We start from the raw sequence: 23,744 nt of genomic DNA on the forward strand, positions 1-23,744 counted from the left end.
AGCAATTCAGTTAAGGAGGAATTTTGAATGAGTGATCGTCAAGCAGCGTTAGATATGGCGTTAAAACAAATAGAGAAGCAATTCGGTAAAGGTTCAATTATGAAATTAGGAGAACAAGCGGAGCGTAGAGTTTCTACGGTTTCTAGTGGTTCTTTAGCACTTGATGTGGCACTAGGAGTAGGCGGATATCCACGTGGCCGTATTATCGAAATTTACGGACCTGAAAGTTCAGGTAAAACGACAGTTTCATTACATGCAATTGCAGAAGTACAACGTCAAGGTGGACAAGCAGCATTCATTGATGCGGAGCACGCAATGGATCCTGTATATGCACAAAAATTAGGCGTTAACATAGATGAATTACTATTATCACAGCCTGATACAGGGGAGCAAGGATTGGAAATCGCGGAAGCACTTGTACGAAGTGGTGCGGTTGACATTATCGTAATTGACTCTGTAGCAGCTCTTGTACCGAAAGCAGAGATTGAAGGCGATATGGGTGACTCACACGTAGGTTTACAAGCACGTTTAATGTCACAAGCACTTCGTAAGCTTTCAGGAGCAATCAACAAATCAAAAACAATTGCAATCTTTATTAACCAAATTCGTGAAAAAGTTGGGGTTATGTTCGGAAACCCAGAAACAACTCCAGGTGGTCGTGCGTTGAAATTCTATTCAACTGTTCGTCTTGAAGTGCGTCGTGCGGAGCAATTAAAGCAAGGTAACGACATTGTTGGTAATAAAACAAAAGTAAAAGTAGTGAAAAATAAAGTAGCACCACCATTCCGTGTTGCGGAAGTTGATATTATGTACGGAGAAGGTATTTCAAGAGAAGGTGAAATCTTGGATATGGCTTCTGAGCTTGATATTGTTCAAAAGAGCGGTGCCTGGTATTCTTATAATGAAGAACGCCTAGGACAAGGTCGTGAAAATTCGAAGCAGTTCTTAAAAGAAAATACAGATTTAAGAGAAGAAATTGCCTTTTTTATTCGTGAGCATCACGGAATTAGTGAAGATTCTGGTGCTGAGGGCGCAGAAGATTCAACTCTTCTTGATTAAAAAAATAAAAGACACGGTCTCGTGTCTTTTATTTTTTTATCTACTATTAAGGAGCGTAATACTATAGATAAAAATATTTTTTGACTTCAAATGGGTTGTGTAAAGAAGGATATTTAAATATTTTAAGTAAAGAAATGGGAATTACTAAGGTTTTCCAGTATAATAGGCTCCTTACTTTTTAAATTTAGGTCACATTCAAGGCTGAAGGTAAAGAAAGTAAAAGTAGACAACGCTTGACAATGAAAATTACGATAGATACAATGAGAATGTATATTTTTTCTTATATACGATATACTCTTCTCAAGAAGAGAAGTAATATTCGGAGTAAGGTTTAAATCTTACCGAAATAATAATATGACATTTTAATTGTGAAATGAAGAAAGTCCCTTAAAAAAAGCGGGACGACGGTCTTTGCTGTATGTTGTAATTCAATGTACATGCCGACAGTCTTTTTTCATTCATAGCAAGGGGAGGTGAAATCATGAGTAGTACAGTTTGGATACTCATCTCCATTTTGCTTGCAACAACAGTCGGTGCAGTTGTTGGCTTTTTTGTTCGAAAGTCTATTGCTGAAGCGAAGATTAATGGTGCGGCTAATGAAGCGAAACGTATTCTAGACGAAGCGAATCGTGAGGCTGAAGCACTTAAGAAAGAAGCGCTTTTAGAAGCAAAGGATGAAATTCATACACTTCGTACAGAAGCTGAATTAGAAATTCGTGACCGTAGAAGCGAATTACAAAAACAAGAAAATCGTTTAATGCAAAAAGAAGAGAACCTTGATCGTAAAGACGAAACGCTCGATAAACGCGAGCAGCAGTTAGAGAAGAAAGAGGATTCTCTTGTAGCGAGACAACAACAGATTGAAGAGTTGGAAAGCAAAGTGGGAGAGTTAGTTCAAAAGCAACAAACGGAATTAGAGCGCATTTCCAATCTGACACGCGAACAAGCGAAAGCAATTATTCTTGGTAAAGTAGAAAATGAAGTTTCTCATGAAATCGCTGTTATGGTAAAAGAAAGTGAAGTTCGCGCGAAAGAAGAAGCGGATAAGAAAGCAAAAGAGATTTTATCTCTTGCAATGCAAAGATGTGCAGCTGATCATGTTGCTGAAACAACCGTTTCGGTTGTAAATCTTCCAAATGACGAAATGAAGGGACGTATTATCGGGCGTGAAGGTCGTAATATTCGTACGTTAGAAACGTTAACGGGTATTGACTTAATTATCGATGATACACCAGAGGCGGTAATCCTTTCTGGATTCGACCCAATTCGTCGTGAAACAGCTCGTATCGCTCTTGATAAACTAGTACAGGACGGACGTATTCACCCAGCGCGTATTGAAGAGATGGTCGAAAAATCAAGACGTGAAGTGGACGAGTATATTCGCGAAGTAGGAGAGCAAACAACGTTTGAAGTGGGTGTTCATGGATTACATCCAGATTTAATTAAAATTTTAGGTCGTTTAAAATACCGTACAAGTTATGGTCAAAACGTCTTAAAACACTCTATGGAAGTTGCATATTTAACTGGACTTATGGCGGCAGAGCTTGGCGAGGATGAAAAACTAGCAAGACGTGCAGGTCTATTACATGATATCGGAAAAGCGATTGACCATGAAGTAGAAGGAAGCCACGTTGAAATTGGTGTTGAACTTGCAACGAAATATAAAGAGCATCCTGTAGTTATAAACAGTATCGCATCTCACCATGGTGACACAGAACCAACTTCTATCATTGCAGTTTTAGTTGCAGCAGCAGATGCTTTATCAGCTGCAAGACCGGGAGCTCGTAGTGAAACACTTGAAAACTATATTCGTCGTCTTGAAAAGTTAGAAGAGATTTCAGAGTCTTATGAAGGCGTTGAAAAATCATTTGCAATTCAAGCAGGACGTGAAGTTCGTATTTTGGTAAAACCAGATACAATCGATGACTTAGAAGCTCATCGTTTAGCTCGTGATATCCGAAAACGTATTGAAAATGAACTGGATTACCCAGGACATATTAAAGTAACTGTTATTCGTGAAACACGTGCAGTGGAATACGCAAAATAAAGTGGTGAAACACCACTTTATTTTTTTGTGTTGGAATTGGATAAAATAAAGACAGTTAGTTATATAGCATAAAAGTGAAGCAAACTTATAATAAAGATATTATAAGGAATTTACTTGATGCTATAGCAATAAAAAATGCAGTACATAGAAAGGGTAAGACATATGAGAATATTATTTGTTGGGGATGTAGTAGGATCTCCTGGTAGAGGTATGATTCAACAATACGTACCGGCATTAAAGAAAAAATATACACCTACAGTAACAATCATTAATGGAGAAAATGCAGCAGGTGGCCGTGGGATTACAGAAAAAATATATCGAAACTTTTTAGAGTGTGGGGCGCAGGCAGTTACACTTGGAAACCACGCTTGGGATAATCGTGAAGTATTTGAATTCATCGATGATGCAAAATATCTTGCAAGACCAGCTAACTTCCCAGAAGGAACTCCAGGAAAAGGACTTATCTTTGTGAACTGTAATGGAACAGAAGTTGCAGTTATTAATTTACAAGGACGTACTTTCCTTCCTCCAATTGATTGTCCATTCCGTAAAGTGGATGAATTAATTAATATTGCGAAAAAACGTACGAATATTATATTTGTTGATTTCCATGCGGAGACTACAAGTGAAAAACAAGCGCTAGGTTGGTATGTAGATGGACGTGCTACAGCAGTAGTAGGTACGCATACGCATGTCCCTACAGCGGATAACCGTATTTTACCAAGCGGAACGGCATACATTACAGATGTTGGGATGACAGGGCCGTATGACGGAATATTAGGTATGGACAGAGAAGCAGTATTGAAGAAGTTTTTAACAAACTTACCAGTACGATTTGAAGTAACAAATGGCAGAACGCAATTAAGTGCAGTGTTAATTGATGTGGATCCAAATACAGGAAAAGCAAAGAGAATTGAACGTATTTTAATTAATGACGATCAACCATTTTTTGAGTAAATTTCCGTCAAATTTTAGATAAGTTATTATATTTTAATTTTTTAGAAAAATTACGAAAATTTAGCAGGAATACGCGCCATTCCTCGTGAATATAAGTTAAAGTGAAATAATTGCTAATACTTTTTAAAGAAACGAGGAGGAAACGCGGAATGGAAATATTAAAAGTTAAAGCAACGTCGGTCCCTAATTCTGTAGCTGGTGCACTTGCAGGTGTTATTCGCGAACGCGGAACAGCAGAAATTCAAGCTATTGGTGCTGGTGCATTGAACCAAGCTGTAAAGGCAGTAGCAATCGCAAGAGGATTTGTAGCGCCTAGTGGTTTGGACCTGATTTGTATCCCAGCGTTTACAGATATTATGATTGATGGCGAAGAGCGTACAGCAATAAAATTAATTGTAGAACCTCGTTAAGTTTAAACAACCTGTTTGCAGTATGCAAACAGGTTGTTTTTATAATGGAGGAATGAAAATGAAAATTTTTGATGCTCATTGTGACGTGCTTCTTCAGTTATGGAGTGCACAAGGGAAAAGGAATTTTAAAGATGATTCACAATTACATATTACATTTGAACAGTTAAAGAGAAGAAAAGGAAGTATACAATGTTTTGCTATATATGTACCAGAAACAGTGGCATATGAAAACCGATTTGAAGTAGCATTACAAATGGTAGATATTTTTTATAATGAAATTTTATCCCTACAAGGTGTGAAGTTTATTCAGACAAAAGATGATATTAACATATTAAAACAGGACGAGATTGGAGCGATATTAACAATAGAAGGATGCGAAACAATTGGAAAAGATGCAATGAAATTACGGTTGTTGTATCGCCTAGGAGTACGTTCTTTTGGACTAACATGGAATTATGCCAATCTCTTAGCTGATGGTGCGCTAGAGACACGTGGGGCGGGTTTAACGACTTTTGGTAAACATGTTGTACAAGAACTGAATACGTTACATGTATGGACTGATGTGTCTCATTTGAATGAAAGAAGTTTTTGGGATGTTATAGAGATTGCAAAAAATCCTATTGCTTCCCACTCAAATTGTATGAAACTTTGCGAGCACCCACGTAATTTAAACGATGAACAACTTAAAGCTCTTATAAAGCGAAATGGCATGATTGGTGTCACTTTTGTACCGCAGTTTCTAACAAATGAAAAACAAGCGAATGTAGCAGATATAATAAAACATATCGAATATATTTGCTTGCTAGGTGGAGAAAACAATATAGGGTTTGGTTCAGATTTTGATGGGATTGTAGATACAGTTGTAAATGTATCAGCGTATCGAGATTATGAAAATGTAATGAATGAGCTTTGTAAACACTATGCTGCATCTACTGTAGAACGATTTTTATATGATAATTTTGTAGAACATATGAGTTTTTAAATTCTGATTTAAAATTCAGAAAAATTAAAATTAATTCATTTGATTTTATTGCTTTTTTTAAGACCTAATACTAGAATGAAAAACAAAATAGCTTTATACTAAAGATTCAGGGAAATCAGAAGAGGCATAATTTGCGTCCGTTGTAGTTTATTTGCATAAAAAATGCTAAACTATTACTGTAAAAAAATACACTACAATGAATGCAGCCAAAAGGGGTGTAGGAGATGATTAGTCAACTTTCATGGAAAGTTGGAGGCCAACAAGGTGAAGGAATTGAAAGTACAGGAGAAATCTTCTGTATTGCATTAAACCGATTAGGATATTACCTATACGGTTACCGCCACTTCTCATCACGTATAAAAGGCGGCCATACAAATAATAAAATTCGTGTAAGTACAACAGAAGTACGAGCGATCTCAGATGATTTAGATATTTTAATTGCTTTTGACCAAGAAACAATCGATTTTAATTTCCACGAACTACGTCCAGGTGGAATTGTAGTTGCGGATGCGAAATTTAATCCAACAATACCTGACAATACAGATGTAAATCTATATGTGATACCGTTTACAGATATTGCTTTAGAATTAGGCACATCATTAATGAAAAACATGGTTGCTGTTGGAGCATCAAGTGCAGTATTAGGATTAGATGAAACAGCTTATTTAGATGTTGTTGAAGAAATCTTTGGTCGTAAAGGAGAGCAAGTCGTTCAAAAGAATATGGACGCAATTAAACGCGGCTCTCAATATATGAAAGAATTACTAGGTGAGAAAGTAAACATGATGCAGCTTGAAAAAGCTGATGGTAAAAAACGCATGTTTATGATTGGAAACGATGCAATCGCATTTGGTGCGGTAGCTGGTGGTGCTCGTTTTATGTCAGCATACCCAATCACACCTGCATCAGAAATTATGGAATACTTAATTAAAAAATTACCGAAAGTCGGCGGAACAGTAATCCAAACTGAGGATGAAATCGCAGCTTGTACAATGGCAATCGGTGCAAACTATGCTGGTGTTCGTACATTAACGGCATCTGCTGGTCCAGGTCTTTCATTAATGATGGAAGCAATCGGTTTAGCAGGTATTACAGAAACCCCATTAGTAATTGTTGATACACAACGTGGCGGCCCAAGTACAGGATTACCAACGAAACAAGAACAGTCTGACTTAATGGCGATGATTTACGGTACGCATGGTGAAATTCCAAAAATCGTAATGGCGCCAAGTACAGTTGAAGAAGCTTTCTATGACATTGTAGAAGCATTTAACTTATCTGAAGAATATCAAGTTCCTGTTATTTTCTTAACAGATTTACAGCTTTCGTTAGGAAAACAAACAGTAGAACCACTTAAATTAGATAAAGTAGAAATTCGTCGTGGTAAGCTTGATTTAGAAGCAGAATTACCAGAACGTGAAAATAAAGCATACTTCAAGCGTTATGAAGTAACAGAAGACGGCGTTTCACCTCGTGTTTTACCTGGTATGAAAAATGGTGTTCACCATGTTACAGGTGTAGAACATGATGAAACTGGAAAACCATCGGAATCAGCAATAAACCGTAAAGATCAAATGGACAAACGTTTCCGTAAAATGGAGAACTTGAAGTTTAATACCCCTGTTTATAAAAATGTTAAGCATGAAGAAGCAGACGTATTGCTTGTTGGATTTAACTCAACTCGTGGTGCGATCGAAGAGGCAATGACGCGTTTAGAACAAGAGGGTATGAAAGTAAACCATGCTCATGTGCGTTTAATTCACCCGTTCCCAACAGCTGAAATCGATCCACTTGTGAAAAAGGCGAAGCGTGTTGTAGTAGTAGAAAACAATGCAACAGGTCAGCTTGCTAACATTATGAAAATGAATCTTGGTAATGGTGAGAAAATTTCTAGTCTTTTAAAATATGATGGAAACCCATTCTTGCCGAAAGAGATTTACAACGAATGCAAAAAAGGGGTTGTATTAAATGGCAACATTTAAGGACTTTCGTAACAGTGTAAAGCCAAACTGGTGCCCAGGTTGCGGAGACTTCTCAGTGCAAGCTGCAATTCAACGTGCGGCAGCTAACGTTGGCCTAAATCCAGATGAACTTGCTGTTATTTCTGGTATCGGCTGTTCAGGCCGTATTTCAGGTTATATTAATTCATATGGTGTGCATAGTATTCATGGTCGTGCCCTTCCAATTGCACAAGGTGTGAAGATGGCAAATCGTGATTTAACAGTTATCGCTTCAGGTGGTGACGGTGATGGATTTGCGATTGGTATGGGTCATACAATCCATTCTATTCGTCGTAATATCGACATTACGTACATCGTAATGGATAACCAAATTTATGGATTAACAAAAGGGCAAACTTCACCACGTAGTGAAGCTGGATTTAAAACGAAAAGCACACCACAAGGTTCAATTGAACCATCACTAAATGTAATGGAAATGGCCTTGACAGCTGGTGCGACATTTGTGGCGCAAAGCTTTTCGAGTGATTTAAAAGAATTAACACAAATTATTGAGGCTGGTATTAACCATAAAGGATTTTCATTAATTAACGTATTTAGCCCATGTGTTACTTACAATAAAGTAAATACTTACGATTGGTTTAAAGAGAACTTAACGAAACTAAGCACAGTAGAGGGATATGATCCATCTAATCGCATGATGGCTATGCAAACTTTAATGGAAAATAACGGTTTAGTAACAGGGTTAATTTATCAAAATACTAAGCAACCATCATATCAAGAACTTGTTAAAGGCTATAGTGAAGAGCCTTTAGTGAAATCTGATTTAAATATGGATCAGAAAATGTTTGATGAGCTTGTTGCTGAATTTATGTAATGTAAGAAGAGGAGGTTGCCGATTTGGCAACCTTTTTTTATATACAAAAATATAGGGTAGTCTTATTTACTTGGAAAATTCAGAATGATAAAATAATATATAAATCGTTGTATGAAAATGGCAAGTTCATTGCTTATGAAATGTAAGATAATAAAGGGCCTCTTTATTGTTAAAATTGGCGAAACACGTCGTACTATGGTAATGTTTATAGGGATAAAGCAATATGCTTTTGGGTAGGACAACAAGAAATGATAAAAAGGGAATGTCTATTTGCGTGGGGAAGACTTCATTCTTATGAATGATTAGATTGATTACTCAAGTTTCAAAGGACAAGTTATCTCTCAAGCTATCTAACCATTTTTGAGGTGAGTCTAAGCGCATTAAAATGGACTATAGAGTGTGTATAGTTAAGGGTGAAAGGAGATTACCGATGAACGAGCAACAACGATTAGCAAGTCAACAAGCAAATTCCTCTACGAAAAAAGAAGAGAAAGATTATAGTAAATACTTTGAAAGTGTATATCAACCACCTTCCTTAAAGGATGCGAAAAAGCGTGGGAAAGAAGAAGTTAAAATTGAACGGGATTTTGGCTTACCTGAAGAGTTTCGCAATTTTGGTACAGGAAGAAAGTTCTATATTCGTACATATGGTTGTCAAATGAATGAGCATGATACGGAAGTAATGGCAGGTATTTTCACAGCACTTGGATATGAACCAACTTTTTCAACTGAGGATGCAGATGTAGTTTTATTAAACACTTGTGCAATTCGTGAAAATGCTGAAAATAAGGTGTTTGGTGAGCTAGGCCATTTAAAGTCACTCAAACGAAGAAATCCAGACCTTTTAATTGGTGTATGTGGTTGTATGTCTCAAGAGGAATCTGTTGTAAATAAAATTATGCAAAAAAATCAGCATGTAGATATGGTATTTGGAACGCATAATATTCATAGATTACCGTATATTCTAAAAGATGCGATGTTCTCGAAAGAGACGGTAGTTGAAGTATGGTCAAAAGAAGGTGACGTAATTGAAAACCTTCCGAAAGTACGTCGTGGTGATATTAAAGCGTGGGTAAATATTATGTATGGCTGTGATAAATTCTGTACGTATTGTATTGTACCGTATACACGCGGAAAAGAGCGAAGTAGACGTCCAGAAGATATTATCCAAGAGATTCGTCATTTAGCTGCAAATGGTTATAAAGAAATTACTTTACTTGGACAAAACGTAAATGCATATGGTAAAGACTTTGAAGATATAGAATACGGTCTTGGCGATTTAATGGACGAACTTCGTAAAGTTGATATTGCCCGTATTCGTTTTACAACGAGCCATCCACGTGATTTCGATGATCACTTAATTGAAGTGCTTGGAAAAGGTGGCAACCTAGTAGAACATATCCATTTACCAGTTCAATCTGGAAGTACAGATATGCTGAAAATTATGGCACGTAAATATTCGCGTGAGCATTATTTAGAACTTGTAAGAAAAATTAAAGAAGCAATTCCAGATGTAGTATTAACAACAGATATTATCGTTGGTTTTCCAAATGAAACAGATGAGCAATTTGAAGAAACGATGTCGTTATATCGTGAAGTAGGGTTTGATACTGCCTTTACATTTATTTATTCTCCTCGCGAAGGTACACCAGCTGCAAAAATGAAAGATAATGTACCGATGGAAGTAAAGAAAGAACGTCTTCAGCGCTTAAATACACTAGTAAATACGTTGGCAATTGAAAAGAATAGTCGTTACAAAGGTCAAATTGTAGAAGTGTTAGTTGATGGGGAAAGTAAAAATAATCCGGAAGTACTTGCAGGTTATACTCGTACGAATAAACTTGTAAACTTCGTCGCTTCAAAATCTTTAATTGGTCAGCTTGTGAAAGTGAAAATAACGGAAGCAAAAACTTGGTCTCTTAACGGGGAATTAGTTGAAGAGCCGATTGAGGTGAAATAATAGATGAAAGTATATTCGAAAGATGACATTGTTGAACAAGCGAAAGAATTAGCAAAAATGATTTCTGAAACAGAAGAAGTTGATTTTTTTAAGAAAGCAGAGGCGCAAATTCATAAAAATGAAAATGTAAAGCGCGCAATCGATGAAATTAAAGCACTGCAAAAACAAGCAGTAAACTTGCAACATTACGGGAAATGGGAAGCTTTAAAAAAGGTAGAAGCTGAAATTGATGCATTGCAAGATAAGTTAGACAGTATTCCAGTCGTACAACAATTTAAATCTTCACAAACATACGTAAATGACTTATTACAGTTAGTTGCTAGTACAATTTCTAACAACGTAACAGATGAAATATTAATTTCAACTGGTGGCGATGTACTAAAGGGTGAAACTGGCGCAGCGGTAGAAAGTAAAAAAGGAAATTGTGGTTGTTAAAGAGATGTCATATTGACATCTCTTTTTTTTTGTGGATTAAACGTAAGTTCTTCTCAAAAAAAGAATGACACATTCCGCTATTGTCACGCATATGATTAAGTGAATAGTGATTGAGGAGGGTTACGAATGTCCGAATTTAGAGAGATTATTACAAAAGCAGTGGTTGGAAAAGGACGTAAGTATACAAAGTCAACGCATACATGTGAATCGAATAATGAGCCAACAAGTATTTTAGGGTGCTGGGTAATTAACCACTCGTACGAAGCAAGAAAGAATGGAAAACATGTGGAAATTGAAGGTTTCTATGATGTGAACACTTGGTATTCATTTGATGGAAATACAAAGACTGAAGTTGTAACAGAACGTGTGAACTACACGGACGAAGTAAGTATTGGTTATCGTGATAAAAACTTTTCTGGTGACGATTTAGAAATTATTGCTCGTGTTATTCAGCCGCCAAATTGTTTAGAAGCACTTGTATCACCAAATGGTAATAAAATTGTTGTAACTGTAGAACGTGAATTTGTAACAGAAGTAGTTGGAGAAACGAAAATTTGTGTAAGTGTAAATCCTGAAGGCTGCGTAGAATCAGATGATGATTTCCAAATTGCTGATGATGAATTTGAAGAATTAGATCCGAACTTTATAGTTGATGCAGAAGAAGAGTAATAGAAAGCTAGGGAGAAGTTCTTCCTAGCTTTTTACTTTACATAAGTGGGGCTGAATGAACATGATTCTTTATGAAATATGTTATAATGAAGAAAGACTCCTGAAATAGGAGATAAGAGTGTCCGTGAAATGCGACATATATGAAAATAGATTATCATGTAAGAATTATGGAGGAAAAGTATGACTCAATATACGCCTATGATACAGCAATATTTAAAGGTTAAGGCAGATTATCAAGATGCCTTTTTATTTTTTCGCTTAGGCGATTTTTATGAAATGTTCTTTGAGGATGCTGTAAAAGCAGCTCATGAACTTGAAATTACATTAACGAGCCGAGATGGCGGTAGTAGTGAACGTATACCAATGTGCGGTGTACCGTATCATGCGGCTAAAAACTATATTGAACAACTTGTTGAAAAAGGATATAAAGTAGCTGTTTGTGAGCAAGTAGAAGATCCGAAAACAGCTAAAGGTGTAGTACGTCGTGAAGTAGTACAATTAATTACGCCAGGAACGATGATGGAAGGGCGTACAATTGATGAGAAAGAAAATAACTTCTTAGCCGCATTAACACATTTTGAAGATGGATCATATGCATTAGCTTGTAACGACTTAACGACTGGACAAAATACAGTAACGTTATTGACTGGTTCAGTAGAAGATATTTTATTAGAAGTGTATGCAACTGGTTCGAAAGAAATTGTTGTTGATTCTTCATTTTCTAAAGATGAACTAAACAAGTTAACTGAAACATTGAAAATGACGATTTCGTATGAAGATGCAACGGCAATTCCGGAAGGATTAGAACATCTTGTGAAAAATGTTTCACAAGCAAAATTAATTAAAGCAGTTGGACGTTTATTTAACTATGTAATAAGAACGCAAAAACGTTCTTTAGATCATTTGCAACCAGTAGAAATTTATTATACGAATCAATTTATGAAAATTGATGTACATTCAAAGCGAAATTTAGAACTGACAGAAACACTTCGAACGAAAGAAAAAACAGGATCACTATTATGGTTATTGGACAAGACGAAAACAGCTATGGGTGGTCGTATGTTAAAACAGTGGATGGAACGTCCACTTATACAGAAAGAAAGAATTGAAGAGCGTTTAGAAATGGTTGAAACGTTTGTAAATGATTACTTCTTACGTGAAGATTTAAAGGAAAAGTTAAAAGAAGTATATGATTTAGAACGCTTAGCAGGAAAAGTTGCATTTGGTAACGTAAATGCAAGAGACTTATTACAATTAAGACGTTCATTGCTTCAAGTACCAGCTATTTTAGAAGCAATTAGTTTGTTAGATAACGCTTATGCATCGAGATTAATTCAAGGTGCAGATCCATGTGAAAGCTTAACAGAATTACTAGGAAGAAGTATTCAAGAAAACCCACCGCTTTCGATTAAAGATGGAGATATTATTAAAGATGGTTATAATGACAAGCTTGATCAATATCGTTACGTTAGTAAAAACGGGAAAACGTGGATTGCTGAGCTTGAAAAAAGAGAACGTGATATTACCGGAATTAAATCGTTAAAAATCGGATACAACCGTATTTTCGGTTACTACATTGAAGTAACGAAAGCGAATCTTGCAGCACTTCCAGAAGGTCGCTATGAGCGTAAACAGACGCTTGCTAATGCTGAACGTTTCATTACAGATGAACTGAAAGAAAAAGAAACGTTAATCTTAGAAGCTGAAGAAAAAATTGTACAGCTAGAATACGATTTATTTACAGCACTTCGTGAAGAAGTAAAAGTATTTATTCCGAAATTACAACATTTAGCGAAAGTAATTAGTGAATTAGACGTACTGCAAAGTTTTGCGACAGTTAGTGAAGAAGAACAGTTTGTAAAACCTGTACTGACAACGAAGCGCGAAATCTTTATTAAAGATGGTCGTCATCCTGTTGTTGAAAAAGTATTGAACGGGAAATTGTATGTACCGAATGATTGTATTATGCCAGAGAATATGGATGTCTTTTTAATTACAGGGCCGAACATGTCTGGTAAAAGTACGTATATGAGACAATTAGCACTTGTAACGGTTATGTCGCAAATCGGTTGTTTCGTACCAGCAACAGAAGCAGTATTACCTGTATTTGACCAAATCTTTACGAGAATTGGTGCAGCGGATGATTTAATTTCAGGTCAAAGTACATTTATGGTCGAAATGTTAGAAGCGAAAAATGCAATTGCAAACGCATCAGAAAGAAGTTTAATTTTATTCGATGAAATTGGACGCGGTACATCTACGTATGATGGTATGGCACTTGCACAAGCGATTATTGAACATATTCATGACCAAATTGGTGCAAAAACGTTATTCTCTACGCATTATCACGAATTGACGGTGTTAGAAGAGAGTTTAAATCAACTGAAAAATGTACACGTTTCAGCAATTGAAGAGAATGGAAAAGTAGTATTCCTTCATAAAATTCAAGATGGAGCAGCTGATAAAAGTTACGGAATTCACGTTGCGCAACTTGCGGAGCTTCCAGATAGCCTAATCGCTCGTGCGAAAGAAGTGTTAGCACAGCTAGAAGGACAGGAAGAAATTATTATTCCAAAACGAGTAGAAGTGAAAGTACAAGAAGCTACTCCAGAACCTGTAGTTGTAAAAGAAGAAATAGCAGAAATACAGGAAACGAAAGTAGAGACTGAAGAAGAATCGCAACTATCTTTCTTTGGAGGAGAACAGTCTTCGAAGAAACAAGAAAAGCCTCTGCTAGATCAAAAAGAAACAGCAGTACTGGCGCAAATTAAAAAAATCGATTTACTTGATATGACACCTTTAGAAGCGATGAACGAATTGTATCGCTTACAGAAAAAGTTAAAGAAAGGATGAGTAAGTAGATGGGGAAAATTCGCAAACTCGATGACCAACTCTCTAACTTAATTGCGGCAGGGGAAGTAGTAGAGCGCCCTGCTTCAGTCGTAAAAGAACTTGTGGAAAATTCTATCGATGCGAATAGTACATCTATTGAAATCCACTTAGAAGAAGCTGGGTTATCGAAAATTCGTATCATTGATAATGGTGATGGTATTGCAGAAGAAGACTGTATCGTCGCTTTTGAACGCCATGCAACGAGTAAAATTAAAGATGAAAACGATCTGTTCCGCATAAGAACACTCGGTTTCCGCGGTGAGGCATTGCCAAGTATTGCCTCAGTTAGTGAATTAGAATTAATTACTAGCACAGGTGATGCGCCTGGTACACACCTTATTATTAAAGGTGGAGACATTATAAAGCAAGAGAAGACTGCGAGCCGAAAAGGAACAGATATTACAGTACAAAATTTATTCTTTAATACACCAGCACGTCTTAAATATATGAAAACCATTCATACAGAGCTCGGAAATATTACAGATATCGTGTATCGTATTGCAATGTCACATCCAGAAGTATCGTTAAAACTATTTCATAATGAAAAGAAATTGCTTCATACGTCAGGTAACGGTGATGTAAGACAAGTACTTGCATCGATTTACAGTATTCAAGTTGCGAAGAAGCTTGTTCCAATTGAAGCTGAATCTTTAGACTTTACAATTAAAGGTTATGTAACATTACCAGAAGTAACGAGAGCATCTCGTAATTATATGTCAACGATTGTAAATGGTCGTTACGTTCGAAACTTTGTATTAATGAAAGCAATTCAGCAAGGATACCATACATTACTGCCAGTTGGCCGGTATCCAATTGGTTTCTTATCGATTGAAATGGATCCAATGCTAGTTGACGTTAACGTACATCCAGCGAAATTAGAAGTTCGTTTTAGTAAAGAACAAGAATTGCTAAAGCTGATCGAAGAAACATTGCAAGCTGCATTTAAAAAAATACAGCTTATTCCAGATGCAGGTGTAACAACGAAGAAAAAAGAAAAAGACGAAAGTGTGCAAGAACAGTTCCAGTTTGAGCATGCGAAGCCGAAAGAACCATCTATGCCGGACATCGTTTTACCGACTGGCATGGATGCAAAACAAGAAGAACCGCAGGCTGTGAAACAGCCTGCGCAGCTTTGGCAACCACCGAAGCAAGAATGGCAACCACCACAGTCGCTCGTGAGAGAAGAACAAAGTTGGCAACCATCCACTAAACCGATAATCGAAGAGCCAATTCAAGAAGAGAAATCGTGGGACAGTAATGAAGAGGACTTTGAACTAGAGGAATTAGAAGAAGAAGTTCGGGAAATAAAAGAGATTGAGATGAACGGGAATGACTTACCACCGCTTTATCCAATTGGACAAATGCATGGAACATATATTTTCGCTCAAAATGATAAAGGATTATATATGATTGACCAGCATGCCGCGCAGGAACGTATTAATTATGAATACTTCCGTGATAAAGTAGGAAGAGTAGCGCAAGAAGTACAAGAGTTACTTGTACCGTACCGTATTGATCTATCTCTTACTGAATTTTTACGTGTCGAAGAGCAGTTAGAAGAACTAAAAAAAGTCGGGCTATTTTTAGAACAATTCGGCCATCAATCCTTTATCGTCCGCTCGCATCCAACATGGTTCCCGAAAGGACAAGAAACAGAAATCATCGATGAAATGATGGAGCAAGTTGTTAAACTAAAAAAAGTTGATATTAAAAAGTTACGTGAAGAAGCAGCCATCATGATGAGCTGTAAAGCATCTATTAAAGCGAATCAATATTTAACGAACGATCAAATATTTGCTTTACTGGAAGAACTACGTACAACAACAAACCCGTACACATGCCCGCACGGAAGACCAATTCTTGTGCATCATTCTACTTATGAGTTGGAGAAGATGTTTAAGAGGGTTATGTAGAGTGAATAGATTACATTTCAAAAGGGAGCAACATTTACTGTTGCTCCCTTTTAATATGTAGATTTAATTGTAAACGAGAATATGGTGGAGTAATTTTGTAGTGTATTTCTTGGTTGCGTTAACTTAAATTTATCTATGTATAAAAAAGCGCTGTATACAGCACTTTTTAAAAGGTGCATGAATTGTATCATTACTAACTAAATAACTATGCATGGCCAAATGTTGCTTCTTATTTAGCCAATTGTCATAAGGATCTATACAATTACTTATTTTTATTATTATTAATTTTTTCAGTGTATAGAACTTGCTCTTTATAGTGCTTCTTAATTGGGAAGTTATGTGTACCTGTGCCGTTCTTGAATTTTTTGTCAATGGGGTTCTTTAGAGGAACTGTTGTAGTTTCAGTAAATTCATATGGGTAATTTATTTTAGATTTATCTTCAAACATGAAAATGCCTCCTTTTAGGATCTCCTAAATTCTTTACTATAACATGATATGCATATAGATATTTTTTGGACTAGTTATTTATATAGGTTAATGGAATTTAATTACATAACTAATGAAACATTTTAAAGGAAAACAATTTGAGAAAGAAATGGTATGATAGATGTTGGCTCCTATTGTTATTTTTTTGTTTAACAGCACAGTGAATTGTGCATATAAATTCATTATAGATTGTTTTTATAATATGGTTTATATGGGGTTTTCCTGATAATATAATGTGGAATATTATAGTGTTATTAGGTTATTAGGAACATCTAATGCTGTTTCATAACTGAAAGGGAATTGAAAAAAAACTGAAACTTTTCTCATAAAAATTCAATCTAACTTGAAAAATGAAAGGAAAATGAAATTTTCCAAAAGATATTCTTTGTTAAGATAAAAAGCATACATACAAAAAGCATTGACATATCTTAAAAATTTATTTTCAAGATATAGTGGGGGAAAAGATGAGATTAGAAAAACAATTAATAAAAAAGATGTATTATGAAACGTTCCTAATGGAGAATGAAACAAAACCAACTCTTGACGTACTTGGACAAGCTTATGTAAACGAAGAAAAAAATGAGATTTCTGATGGGTCTTATATTCGTTTTGCACAAGGTGAATTTTATTATCGTCATCAAGATTTTGAAGCAGCTATTTTTAAATGGGAGAAGGTTAGTAATGAATTAGCACCATGGGCACAAAAAAATATTGCGGATGCTTATTTCGAACTTAATCAATTACCATATGCTGAAAATATTTATACTTCCATTACTACTGATAATAAAATATTGATGACCGAAATTAGATTACAATTACTTTCTCTTTACATTGAGCAAAATAATTTTGATTCAGCTTTCGGTGTTATTAAAGAAGCAGTTTCTTTAAATCCTGATTATCCGAACGTCACAAAAATTGCCCGTTCCTTTTATGAGGAACAGCAAGATTTTGATAGTGCAGTAGAGCTTGCTGTGAATGAGTTAATTCGAATAGAGTCGTATCCGTGGTTTGAGGTGTTAAAAGGATATATCGATAAAGGGTTTACTAAACATATTTCACCAGACTATTTTTATGATGCATTAGCTACATTAAATAATGTAGATCAAGTACAATTTACACAAATGGTTTCAGCACTTTGGAACAGTTATAAAGATGAACCAAATTATTTATTATGGCTTAATACAATAAATGAATTTTTCTTACATATTGAAATACATTCGTCCGATATATGGAACAAAGTTTCTGCTCTTTACGAAGAAACGTACTTTACATTAATTCAAGGTCAATATACGCTTAGACAATTAGACGATATCATACCAAATCTGTTAGCAAACTGGTTAAAGGTAGTCAATCCATCTTATGCTGTATTTCCATCTGCAGCTGTATTGGCATGGGATGAGATTTTCCCTTCCAAAATAGATTCAGCAAATATAGAACATGCGGAAAACTTACTGTCACATTCTATTAATCATGTAAATGGCTTAGAGTACAGCTTACACCTTTTTGAATCTATTACACAGTGGGCACAAAAGCAGAATATAGAAATAGGTCACCGATTTAAATGGTTAGTTGACGAGCTCGCAGATTTAAGAACAAATCGTATTTTAGTAACGGGAACTTCAGGGAACGGAAAAACTACATTTATTAACTCTATATTAGGAGAAAATATATTAGAAAAATCAATTTCAAATGTAGTAGTTTTAAAAAATGATGCTCATATAGAAATAAACGCTATAACAGACTCAGCAATTACAACAACGGAAGATGTCTCTGATTACCATAATATGATGTCTCAGCACCATCAAACATATAGAGATAGAGCGTGTGTTGAATTTAAATTACCATGCAGATTTTTAAATGAAAATAAACTTACATTTGTAGTGACACCTGGCTTTAATAGAAATAACGACACTAGAGATGAAATATTCGAATATTTAAATTCTGTAGACGAATTACTATTCGTATTGAATGCGGATTCACCTTTTACTGATAAAGAACGTGATATTTTATTAAGTATTCAAGAACATACGCCAAATTTACAAATTCATTTTTTATTAAATAAAATCGATAACATTTACAGTGAAGCAGAAGTGAAAAGGGTATTACATGATACGGCAACGAGAATAAACACATATTTCCCGTATGCGAGAATTTTCCCTTATTCCTCGTTATATACAAGTAGTCAACAATTAAATGGTTTAACTGAGTTTATTCATTTTAACTTTAATCATAAAAATATCGATGCAGAACGTACTGAAAAGTTATTATTTTTCATTCGAAAAACAATTACATATCTTTTGGATAAACGTGTTGAGAAAGAAAATAACCTGGTGGATGCTATTAATTGGAATGAAGATATGCTAGTGAAACTAAACGGTAGCATTAATAACCTTACTGCATTTGAAAGGGAAAAAATTCATTTCATTACACAATCATATCGTTCAATGAAGACTGAAATTACAAATGATCTTACCGAAAATATTCCGAAGATATTAAAGAGCTGTTCTAATTTAATTAGTGAAGAAAGTGATTTCGGGCACATGGATACGGAACTAAATAAAGCAATGAATGAAAGAGTGCATAAATATTTAGAACAAACTGTATTACCTAATCTTGCTCTTTCTATGCAAAATTGGATTGCAACTTCTAATAATGAGCTTCTTCAAAGTCAAACGTATTTAGAAGAACTTAGTGAAGGGCTTAATTCACTATTTGGAGAAAATAAAATACAGTTAGAATGTGACTTTAAAGTGCTTGATGACTGGCGCAGAGATACTGACAGGATGACGACTAGAATACAAATGGATGAAGTAAATATTTTACGTCGATTTACGCCAGCACAATTTTTACTAAAAAGTGCCGGTAAATTATTTGGAGTTCTTCCTAAAAATAAATCTATGCTATATAACAAATATAAACAGTATGTAGAAAATGAAGATTATACTGAAGTAACGGCTTCTATTATGAAGAAATTTTTCTTGCAATTTGAGCTGTTTGAAAACACACAAGAGAGGGATATTCATATATTCTTTAGGAATCCATTTAACTCCTTAAAGCAAGCTGTAGAAAATACGCAATTAGAAATACAAGAAAAACAAGAGATGTTACATAAAATGAAATCAAATCCTGAAGTTTATCATGATTCTATCATGCTCTTTGAATTGAGATTGCGTCAATGTGAAGTAATTTTAAATATAGGTGATGATAATACCTATACAGATGTAGCTTTAGAAACAAGTGTAGAATAAAAGTAAAAGGGAGCAACTGTAATAAGTTGCTCCTTTTTCATATAGATTATTTTTCTGTTTCTTTAATTTTAGTTTGTACTTCGCCAGTTTTAATTTTATTGCTTTCTGAGAAACGTAATAAATCGCCTTCAATAATTTTGTCAGACATTCGTAATTCATTTTGTGCACGTTTAATGAGGGCTTGAGCTTCTTTTTTTGGTAAATCTACAATTTCACCTGTTATACGGTCGTAGAAAGTGTTGTTTTTGTATGCATACTTATCTGTAACGAAGCTACCATCACGTAAAACAACAAAGCCAGTATATTCATCTGAAAACATATCATGGCCAAAACGGATATCATTCGTAGAATCAACACCTAATAAATTTAGAATCGTAGGTTTCATATCGATTTGTCCCGTAGGCTTTGAAATAGTTTGACCTTCTGTTTGTCCAGGAATATGAATATATAAAGGTGTACGTTGTAAATTTAAAGTATCAAATTCTGTTATTTGATCTTTTTCTAAAAACTGTGCCATTGCACGATTATGTTTTTCGGAAATTCCATAATGATCACCGTATAACACAATAATAGAATTATCGTAAAGCCCCTCGGCCTTTAGACGTTCAATAAATTTTTTAATGGATTCGTCTAAGTAACGTGCTGTTACGATGTAACGATCAAATACGCCATTACCAGAGTTGTATGGTTCAATGAATTTTGTATCTTCATCATACGTAAATGGATAATGGTTTGTTAAAGTAAGGAAACGAGCATAGAATGGTTGATTAACAGTTTTTAATATATCTACTGATTGATCAAAGTATTCGATATCTTTTAATCCCCAATTTAAATTTGTTTCTGGTGTAATTTTGTAATCAAGCTCATTATAGTAACGATCATAACCAAGAGCAGAGTACATGATATTACGATTCCAAAATGTTGCGTTATTCGCATGGAATACAGAAGTGAAATAACCTTGCTGACGTAAAATTTCTGGAGTTGCAGTATAATCATTGTTACCGTGTGTGAAGAATACAGCTCCTCGATTTAATGGATACAACGACGTATCGATTAGAAATTCTGAATCGGATGTTTTCCCTTGACCAGTTTGATGGAAAAAGTTATCAAAGTAATAACTTTCATTTATGAATTCATTTAGGAATGGTGTAACTTCTTGCCCGTTCACTGATGCGCCTATTAAGAAGGTCTGCAAGGATTCAAGAGTGACGACAATTACGTTTTTTCCTTTCGCTGCACCAAACATATTAGGGTTTGGCTCGCTTTGATTTGCTTTTACGTAGTTTTCAGTTTCTTGTAATTTACTACTATCAGCAAGTGCTTTTTGTGACCCAGCTTTTACTTGCAGTGTTAAGTCATATACTTGGTGAGTATATAAGCCTAAATTTTTGACAAGCATGACTCGGTCGAATGATCTTGTTAATAATTCAGGGCGCTCTTTTTCTGCAAGATGTAGATTCGCAAAGAATACACCAATCGTTAAAAGAAAGTATAACAAGCGCGTAGAATGAGTTACACGTTCTGTTTTAAAGACCAATGATTTCTTTTTTAATAAAATAAAGAAGAAAACAATGTCTACGAATGCGAGTATAATTTTGTAGTTTAATATTTCTATAATACTGCCGCCTAATTGGCCAAAGTTTGAGGTTTGTCCAAGTACTGGTAATGTAACGAAATCACTATAAAAATCATAGAACATTACATTTCCAACAAGCACGATTGTTAATAAGAAATTAATACAGAGCGCTATATAATTTCGCTTTTCACCAGTTGCAAATAATGCTAATCCAACAAATGCTAATGATGCGGCTAGAGGGCTAATAAACAAAATGAGCTCTTGCGTTGAAGACTCGATTTTTAAATCAAAACTGAATCGCGTAATAAGATATGTTTTTAACCATACTGCTAAAGCCATTATTATAACAAAACTTATATTTTGCATTTGTAAATTTATTTTGTTCTTCATTTTTACACCTTCTTTATATAATTTATTTAACTAAAGTTATATATTATGTTTTTATAACTATTAGACTGTAATGAACCATTTAGACTTTGTTTTCTAAAGGGAATAATTTGAAGTATTCATATATATACAATGGGGATTTTTAAAGCGTAGTAGCATAAATATAACTCTTTTTTGAGAAACAGGCAGAAAAAGTCATAGTTGTAGTGAAATTGACTTATAGACATCCTACCATATTAAACACTATGATGATGTTACAAAATATCGAACAAATAAAAGTGAAAATGGATAGAGACTTTTAAAACTGTTGACATTCAATTTATTAGAATTGAATGCCAATCGTTTTAAATATACAGTTATATTACATATGTATTTTGTAAAATCCCGATTTTTTGTCGGTTAATCATTAGCAGGGAAGGATAGGGGTCTTATTAATATACTTTTACTATATATAAGTAAAGTGTTTTGAAATTGAAAATATTTGACTGATATTTTAATGATAGAAATTAAATGTCAGATAAGTACTTTCCAACATACAGACCACTTGCAGCTGCTTGAGATAATGAATGCGTAACGCCTGAACAATCTCCAATTAAAAATAGCCCATGTATACTAGTTTCAAAATGATTATTAATTTTTATCGTAGGAGCATAGAACTTTCCATCAATTCCATATAGTAAAGTATGTTGATCGATAGGCTCCTGTATAAATTGTTCTAAGCGTAATAAAAATTCTTTTAGCCCTTCAATATATGATTGAGGAATTTCTTGATTCAAATCTCCATAATCCCCCTGTAGTGTAGGCTGTATACGATTATGCTCCATGCTGTTTTCCACCGTAGGTTGTTTCTTTAGTAAGTCCTCTAAGCGCTGTATAACAATCCGATCTCGTCCTTGGTTAATGCCTTCAATAATTGAACTTGCGTATGCATTTGCTTCTTTGAGAGTTGGAAAATAGCGAGGAATAAATAAAGTGAAATTTAAGTTAGAAGTGCCAGTTCCTTGTTCCCGAAAATTTTGACCGTCAGGCATAACTAAACCTTCTTCGTACTTTCGAATGATGCGGCCTTGTGGATTCATACAGTAAGTAGTTGCTGTGAAATGCTCACCTTGATAAGAAAGTTTTGTTTCAAAAGTATCTTTTAATATAGAACGTAATTGATGTTCTTTCATTTCTACTCTAATTCCTAAATCTACACGTGTTTGCTCCTGAGAAATATTTAGGGAACTGCATATTTCTTTTAACCAATCGGCCCCAGAGCGCCCAGTTGCAAATACAAGTTGCTTAGTTTGAACTGTTCCTTGATTTGTCTCTATTGTAAAATGATCTTCCTGTTTCAGAATATGTTGTACATCTATATGAAATTGGATCTTTATTTTCGTCAGTAAAAATTCATAGAGCTGCTGAAAAATGTTACTGGAAAGTGTAGTACCAAGATGTCTTACTTCTGTTGTTAGCATTTGTAAACCACACGCTTCAGCTCTCTTAGTGAGACTTGAATTTTCAGTAGAATATTTTGAAACCGAACTTCCACCAAACTGACATAGAATTTCATCTACTTCAGCCATGAGTTGTATAAAACCCTCTTTACCGACTTTTTTCTCAAGTTCTCCGCCAAATCCGTTTGTATAATTAAATTTCCCTTCAGATTTTCCTAAACCACCAAACCCGAAATATTTATCACATGTAGTACAATTACACACTTTTCCTTCGTCTAAAGGACAATGGCGATCTTCTAGCGCTTTACCTTTATCAAGAATTAAAACTTTTTTGTTACTTTTAGCTAGTGAATAAGCCATAAAAATGCTACTTACTCCAGCGCCGATAATTGTAACATCATACATATTCTTCCACCTGCTAACGAATAGTTTGTTTTTTATTTTTCTA

16 protein-coding genes are annotated in these 23,744 nt (G+C 34.9%); 13 read left to right on the forward strand and 3 right to left on the reverse strand.

What is annotated here, in order from left to right:
• The first annotated feature begins 27 nt into the window (after positions 1–27).
• From recA to mutL, 12 genes are all read left to right on the forward strand, one after another.
• Entirely contained in the window at positions 28–1,059 is a 1,032-nt protein-coding gene (gene recA / locus QCI79_RS21910) for a recombinase RecA (RefSeq protein WP_001283860.1), read from the forward strand.
• Positions 1,060–1,540: 481 nt separating this feature from the next.
• Positions 1,541–3,106 carry a ribonuclease Y gene (gene rny, locus QCI79_RS21915; RefSeq protein WP_000099769.1) on the forward strand — a complete coding sequence of 522 codons (1,566 nt, stop codon included), beginning with the start codon at positions 1,541–1,543 and terminating at the stop codon, positions 3,104–3,106.
• Between the two features lie 162 nt (positions 3,107–3,268).
• Positions 3,269–4,063, forward strand: a complete 795-nt coding sequence (locus QCI79_RS21920; protein ID WP_001221096.1) for a TIGR00282 family metallophosphoesterase — start codon at positions 3,269–3,271, stop codon at positions 4,061–4,063.
• 149 nt (positions 4,064–4,212) lie between these two features.
• Positions 4,213–4,473, forward strand: coding sequence for a stage V sporulation protein SpoVS (gene spoVS, locus QCI79_RS21925; protein ID WP_000404341.1), 261 nt, complete (start codon positions 4,213–4,215; stop codon positions 4,471–4,473).
• Between the two features lie 58 nt (positions 4,474–4,531).
• Positions 4,532–5,455, forward strand: coding sequence for a dipeptidase (locus QCI79_RS21930; protein WP_000688044.1), 924 nt, complete (start codon positions 4,532–4,534; stop codon positions 5,453–5,455).
• Positions 5,456–5,679: 224 nt separating this feature from the next.
• On the forward strand, positions 5,680–7,437 hold the full coding sequence (locus tag QCI79_RS21935) for a 2-oxoacid:acceptor oxidoreductase subunit alpha (protein WP_021727563.1): 1,758 nt from the start codon (positions 5,680–5,682) through the stop codon (positions 7,435–7,437).
• Positions 7,424–8,290 (forward strand): 2-oxoacid:ferredoxin oxidoreductase subunit beta, encoded by an 867-nt coding sequence (locus QCI79_RS21940; protein ID WP_000190155.1) that lies wholly within the window; start codon positions 7,424–7,426, stop codon positions 8,288–8,290. Before QCI79_RS21935 ends, QCI79_RS21940 begins: the two co-directional genes overlap by 14 nt.
• A 430-nt stretch (positions 8,291–8,720) precedes the next feature.
• Positions 8,721–10,250, forward strand: a complete 1,530-nt coding sequence (gene miaB, locus QCI79_RS21945; RefSeq protein ID WP_001005388.1) for a tRNA (N6-isopentenyl adenosine(37)-C2)-methylthiotransferase MiaB — start codon at positions 8,721–8,723, stop codon at positions 10,248–10,250.
• A 3-nt stretch (positions 10,251–10,253) separates the two neighbouring features.
• The gene (locus QCI79_RS21950) at positions 10,254–10,685 is read left to right on the forward strand and encodes a YlbF/YmcA family competence regulator (protein WP_000870461.1); all 432 of its coding nucleotides are present in this window, start codon (positions 10,254–10,256) and stop codon (positions 10,683–10,685) included.
• 126 nt (positions 10,686–10,811) lie between these two features.
• Entirely contained in the window at positions 10,812–11,354 is a 543-nt protein-coding gene (gene cotE / locus QCI79_RS21955; RefSeq protein WP_001288799.1) for an outer spore coat protein CotE, read from the forward strand.
• Positions 11,355–11,534: 180 nt separating this feature from the next.
• Positions 11,535–14,207 (forward strand): DNA mismatch repair protein MutS, encoded by a 2,673-nt coding sequence (gene mutS / locus QCI79_RS21960; protein WP_000196029.1) that lies wholly within the window; start codon positions 11,535–11,537, stop codon positions 14,205–14,207.
• Between the two features lie 8 nt (positions 14,208–14,215).
• The gene (gene mutL, locus QCI79_RS21965) at positions 14,216–16,159 is read left to right on the forward strand and encodes a DNA mismatch repair endonuclease MutL (RefSeq protein ID WP_000516463.1); all 1,944 of its coding nucleotides are present in this window, start codon (positions 14,216–14,218) and stop codon (positions 16,157–16,159) included.
• A 262-nt stretch (positions 16,160–16,421) separates the two neighbouring features.
• Here the strand turns inward: mutL and QCI79_RS21970 are convergent, their stop codons facing one another.
• Positions 16,422–16,607 (reverse strand): hypothetical protein, encoded by a 186-nt coding sequence (locus tag QCI79_RS21970; RefSeq protein WP_000461138.1) that lies wholly within the window; start codon positions 16,605–16,607, stop codon positions 16,422–16,424.
• A 503-nt stretch (positions 16,608–17,110) separates the two neighbouring features.
• On the opposite strand from QCI79_RS21970, the gene QCI79_RS21975 reads away from it, so the two are divergent.
• Complete coding sequence (locus QCI79_RS21975) at positions 17,111–19,894, forward strand: dynamin family protein (RefSeq protein WP_001235302.1); 2,784 nt, start codon at positions 17,111–17,113, stop codon at positions 19,892–19,894.
• A 46-nt stretch (positions 19,895–19,940) separates the two neighbouring features.
• Here QCI79_RS21975 and QCI79_RS21980 read toward each other — a convergent pair whose 3' ends face one another.
• The gene (locus QCI79_RS21980) at positions 19,941–21,860 is read right to left on the reverse strand and encodes an LTA synthase family protein (protein WP_000791028.1); all 1,920 of its coding nucleotides are present in this window, start codon (positions 21,858–21,860) and stop codon (positions 19,941–19,943) included.
• A gap of 503 nt (positions 21,861–22,363) precedes the next feature.
• Positions 22,364–23,701, reverse strand: coding sequence for an NAD(P)/FAD-dependent oxidoreductase (locus QCI79_RS21985; protein ID WP_000272401.1), 1,338 nt, complete (start codon positions 23,699–23,701; stop codon positions 22,364–22,366).
• Positions 23,702–23,744 lie beyond the last annotated feature (43 nt).

The sequence above is a fragment of the Bacillus cereus group sp. MG1 genome, assembly GCF_040460035.1.
Lineage (GTDB): Bacteria > Bacillota > Bacilli > Bacillales > Bacillaceae_G > Bacillus_A > Bacillus_A cereus.

Excerpts from the sequence above, each read along its gene's own strand:
- miaB (WP_001005388.1), top strand. The coding sequence starts at position 8,721 with ATGAACGAGCAACAACGATTAGCAAGTCAACAAGCAAATTCCTCTACG.
- QCI79_RS21940 (WP_000190155.1), top strand. The coding sequence starts at position 7,424 with ATGGCAACATTTAAGGACTTTCGTAACAGTGTAAAGCCAAACTGGTGC.
- QCI79_RS21970 (WP_000461138.1), bottom strand. The coding sequence starts at position 16,607 with ATGTTTGAAGATAAATCTAAAATAAATTACCCATATGAATTTACTGAA.
- QCI79_RS21985 (WP_000272401.1), bottom strand. The coding sequence starts at position 23,701 with ATGTATGATGTTACAATTATCGGCGCTGGAGTAAGTAGCATTTTTATG.
- QCI79_RS21920 (WP_001221096.1), top strand. The coding sequence starts at position 3,269 with ATGAGAATATTATTTGTTGGGGATGTAGTAGGATCTCCTGGTAGAGGT.
- rny (WP_000099769.1), top strand. The coding sequence starts at position 1,541 with ATGAGTAGTACAGTTTGGATACTCATCTCCATTTTGCTTGCAACAACA.
- mutS (WP_000196029.1), top strand. The coding sequence starts at position 11,535 with ATGACTCAATATACGCCTATGATACAGCAATATTTAAAGGTTAAGGCA.
- cotE (WP_001288799.1), top strand. The coding sequence starts at position 10,812 with ATGTCCGAATTTAGAGAGATTATTACAAAAGCAGTGGTTGGAAAAGGA.
- QCI79_RS21975 (WP_001235302.1), top strand. The coding sequence starts at position 17,111 with ATGAGATTAGAAAAACAATTAATAAAAAAGATGTATTATGAAACGTTC.
- mutL (WP_000516463.1), top strand. The coding sequence starts at position 14,216 with ATGGGGAAAATTCGCAAACTCGATGACCAACTCTCTAACTTAATTGCG.
- recA (WP_001283860.1), top strand. The coding sequence starts at position 28 with ATGAGTGATCGTCAAGCAGCGTTAGATATGGCGTTAAAACAAATAGAG.
- QCI79_RS21950 (WP_000870461.1), top strand. The coding sequence starts at position 10,254 with ATGAAAGTATATTCGAAAGATGACATTGTTGAACAAGCGAAAGAATTA.
- QCI79_RS21980 (WP_000791028.1), bottom strand. The coding sequence starts at position 21,860 with ATGAAGAACAAAATAAATTTACAAATGCAAAATATAAGTTTTGTTATA.
- QCI79_RS21935 (WP_021727563.1), top strand. The coding sequence starts at position 5,680 with ATGATTAGTCAACTTTCATGGAAAGTTGGAGGCCAACAAGGTGAAGGA.
- spoVS (WP_000404341.1), top strand. The coding sequence starts at position 4,213 with ATGGAAATATTAAAAGTTAAAGCAACGTCGGTCCCTAATTCTGTAGCT.
- QCI79_RS21930 (WP_000688044.1), top strand. The coding sequence starts at position 4,532 with ATGAAAATTTTTGATGCTCATTGTGACGTGCTTCTTCAGTTATGGAGT.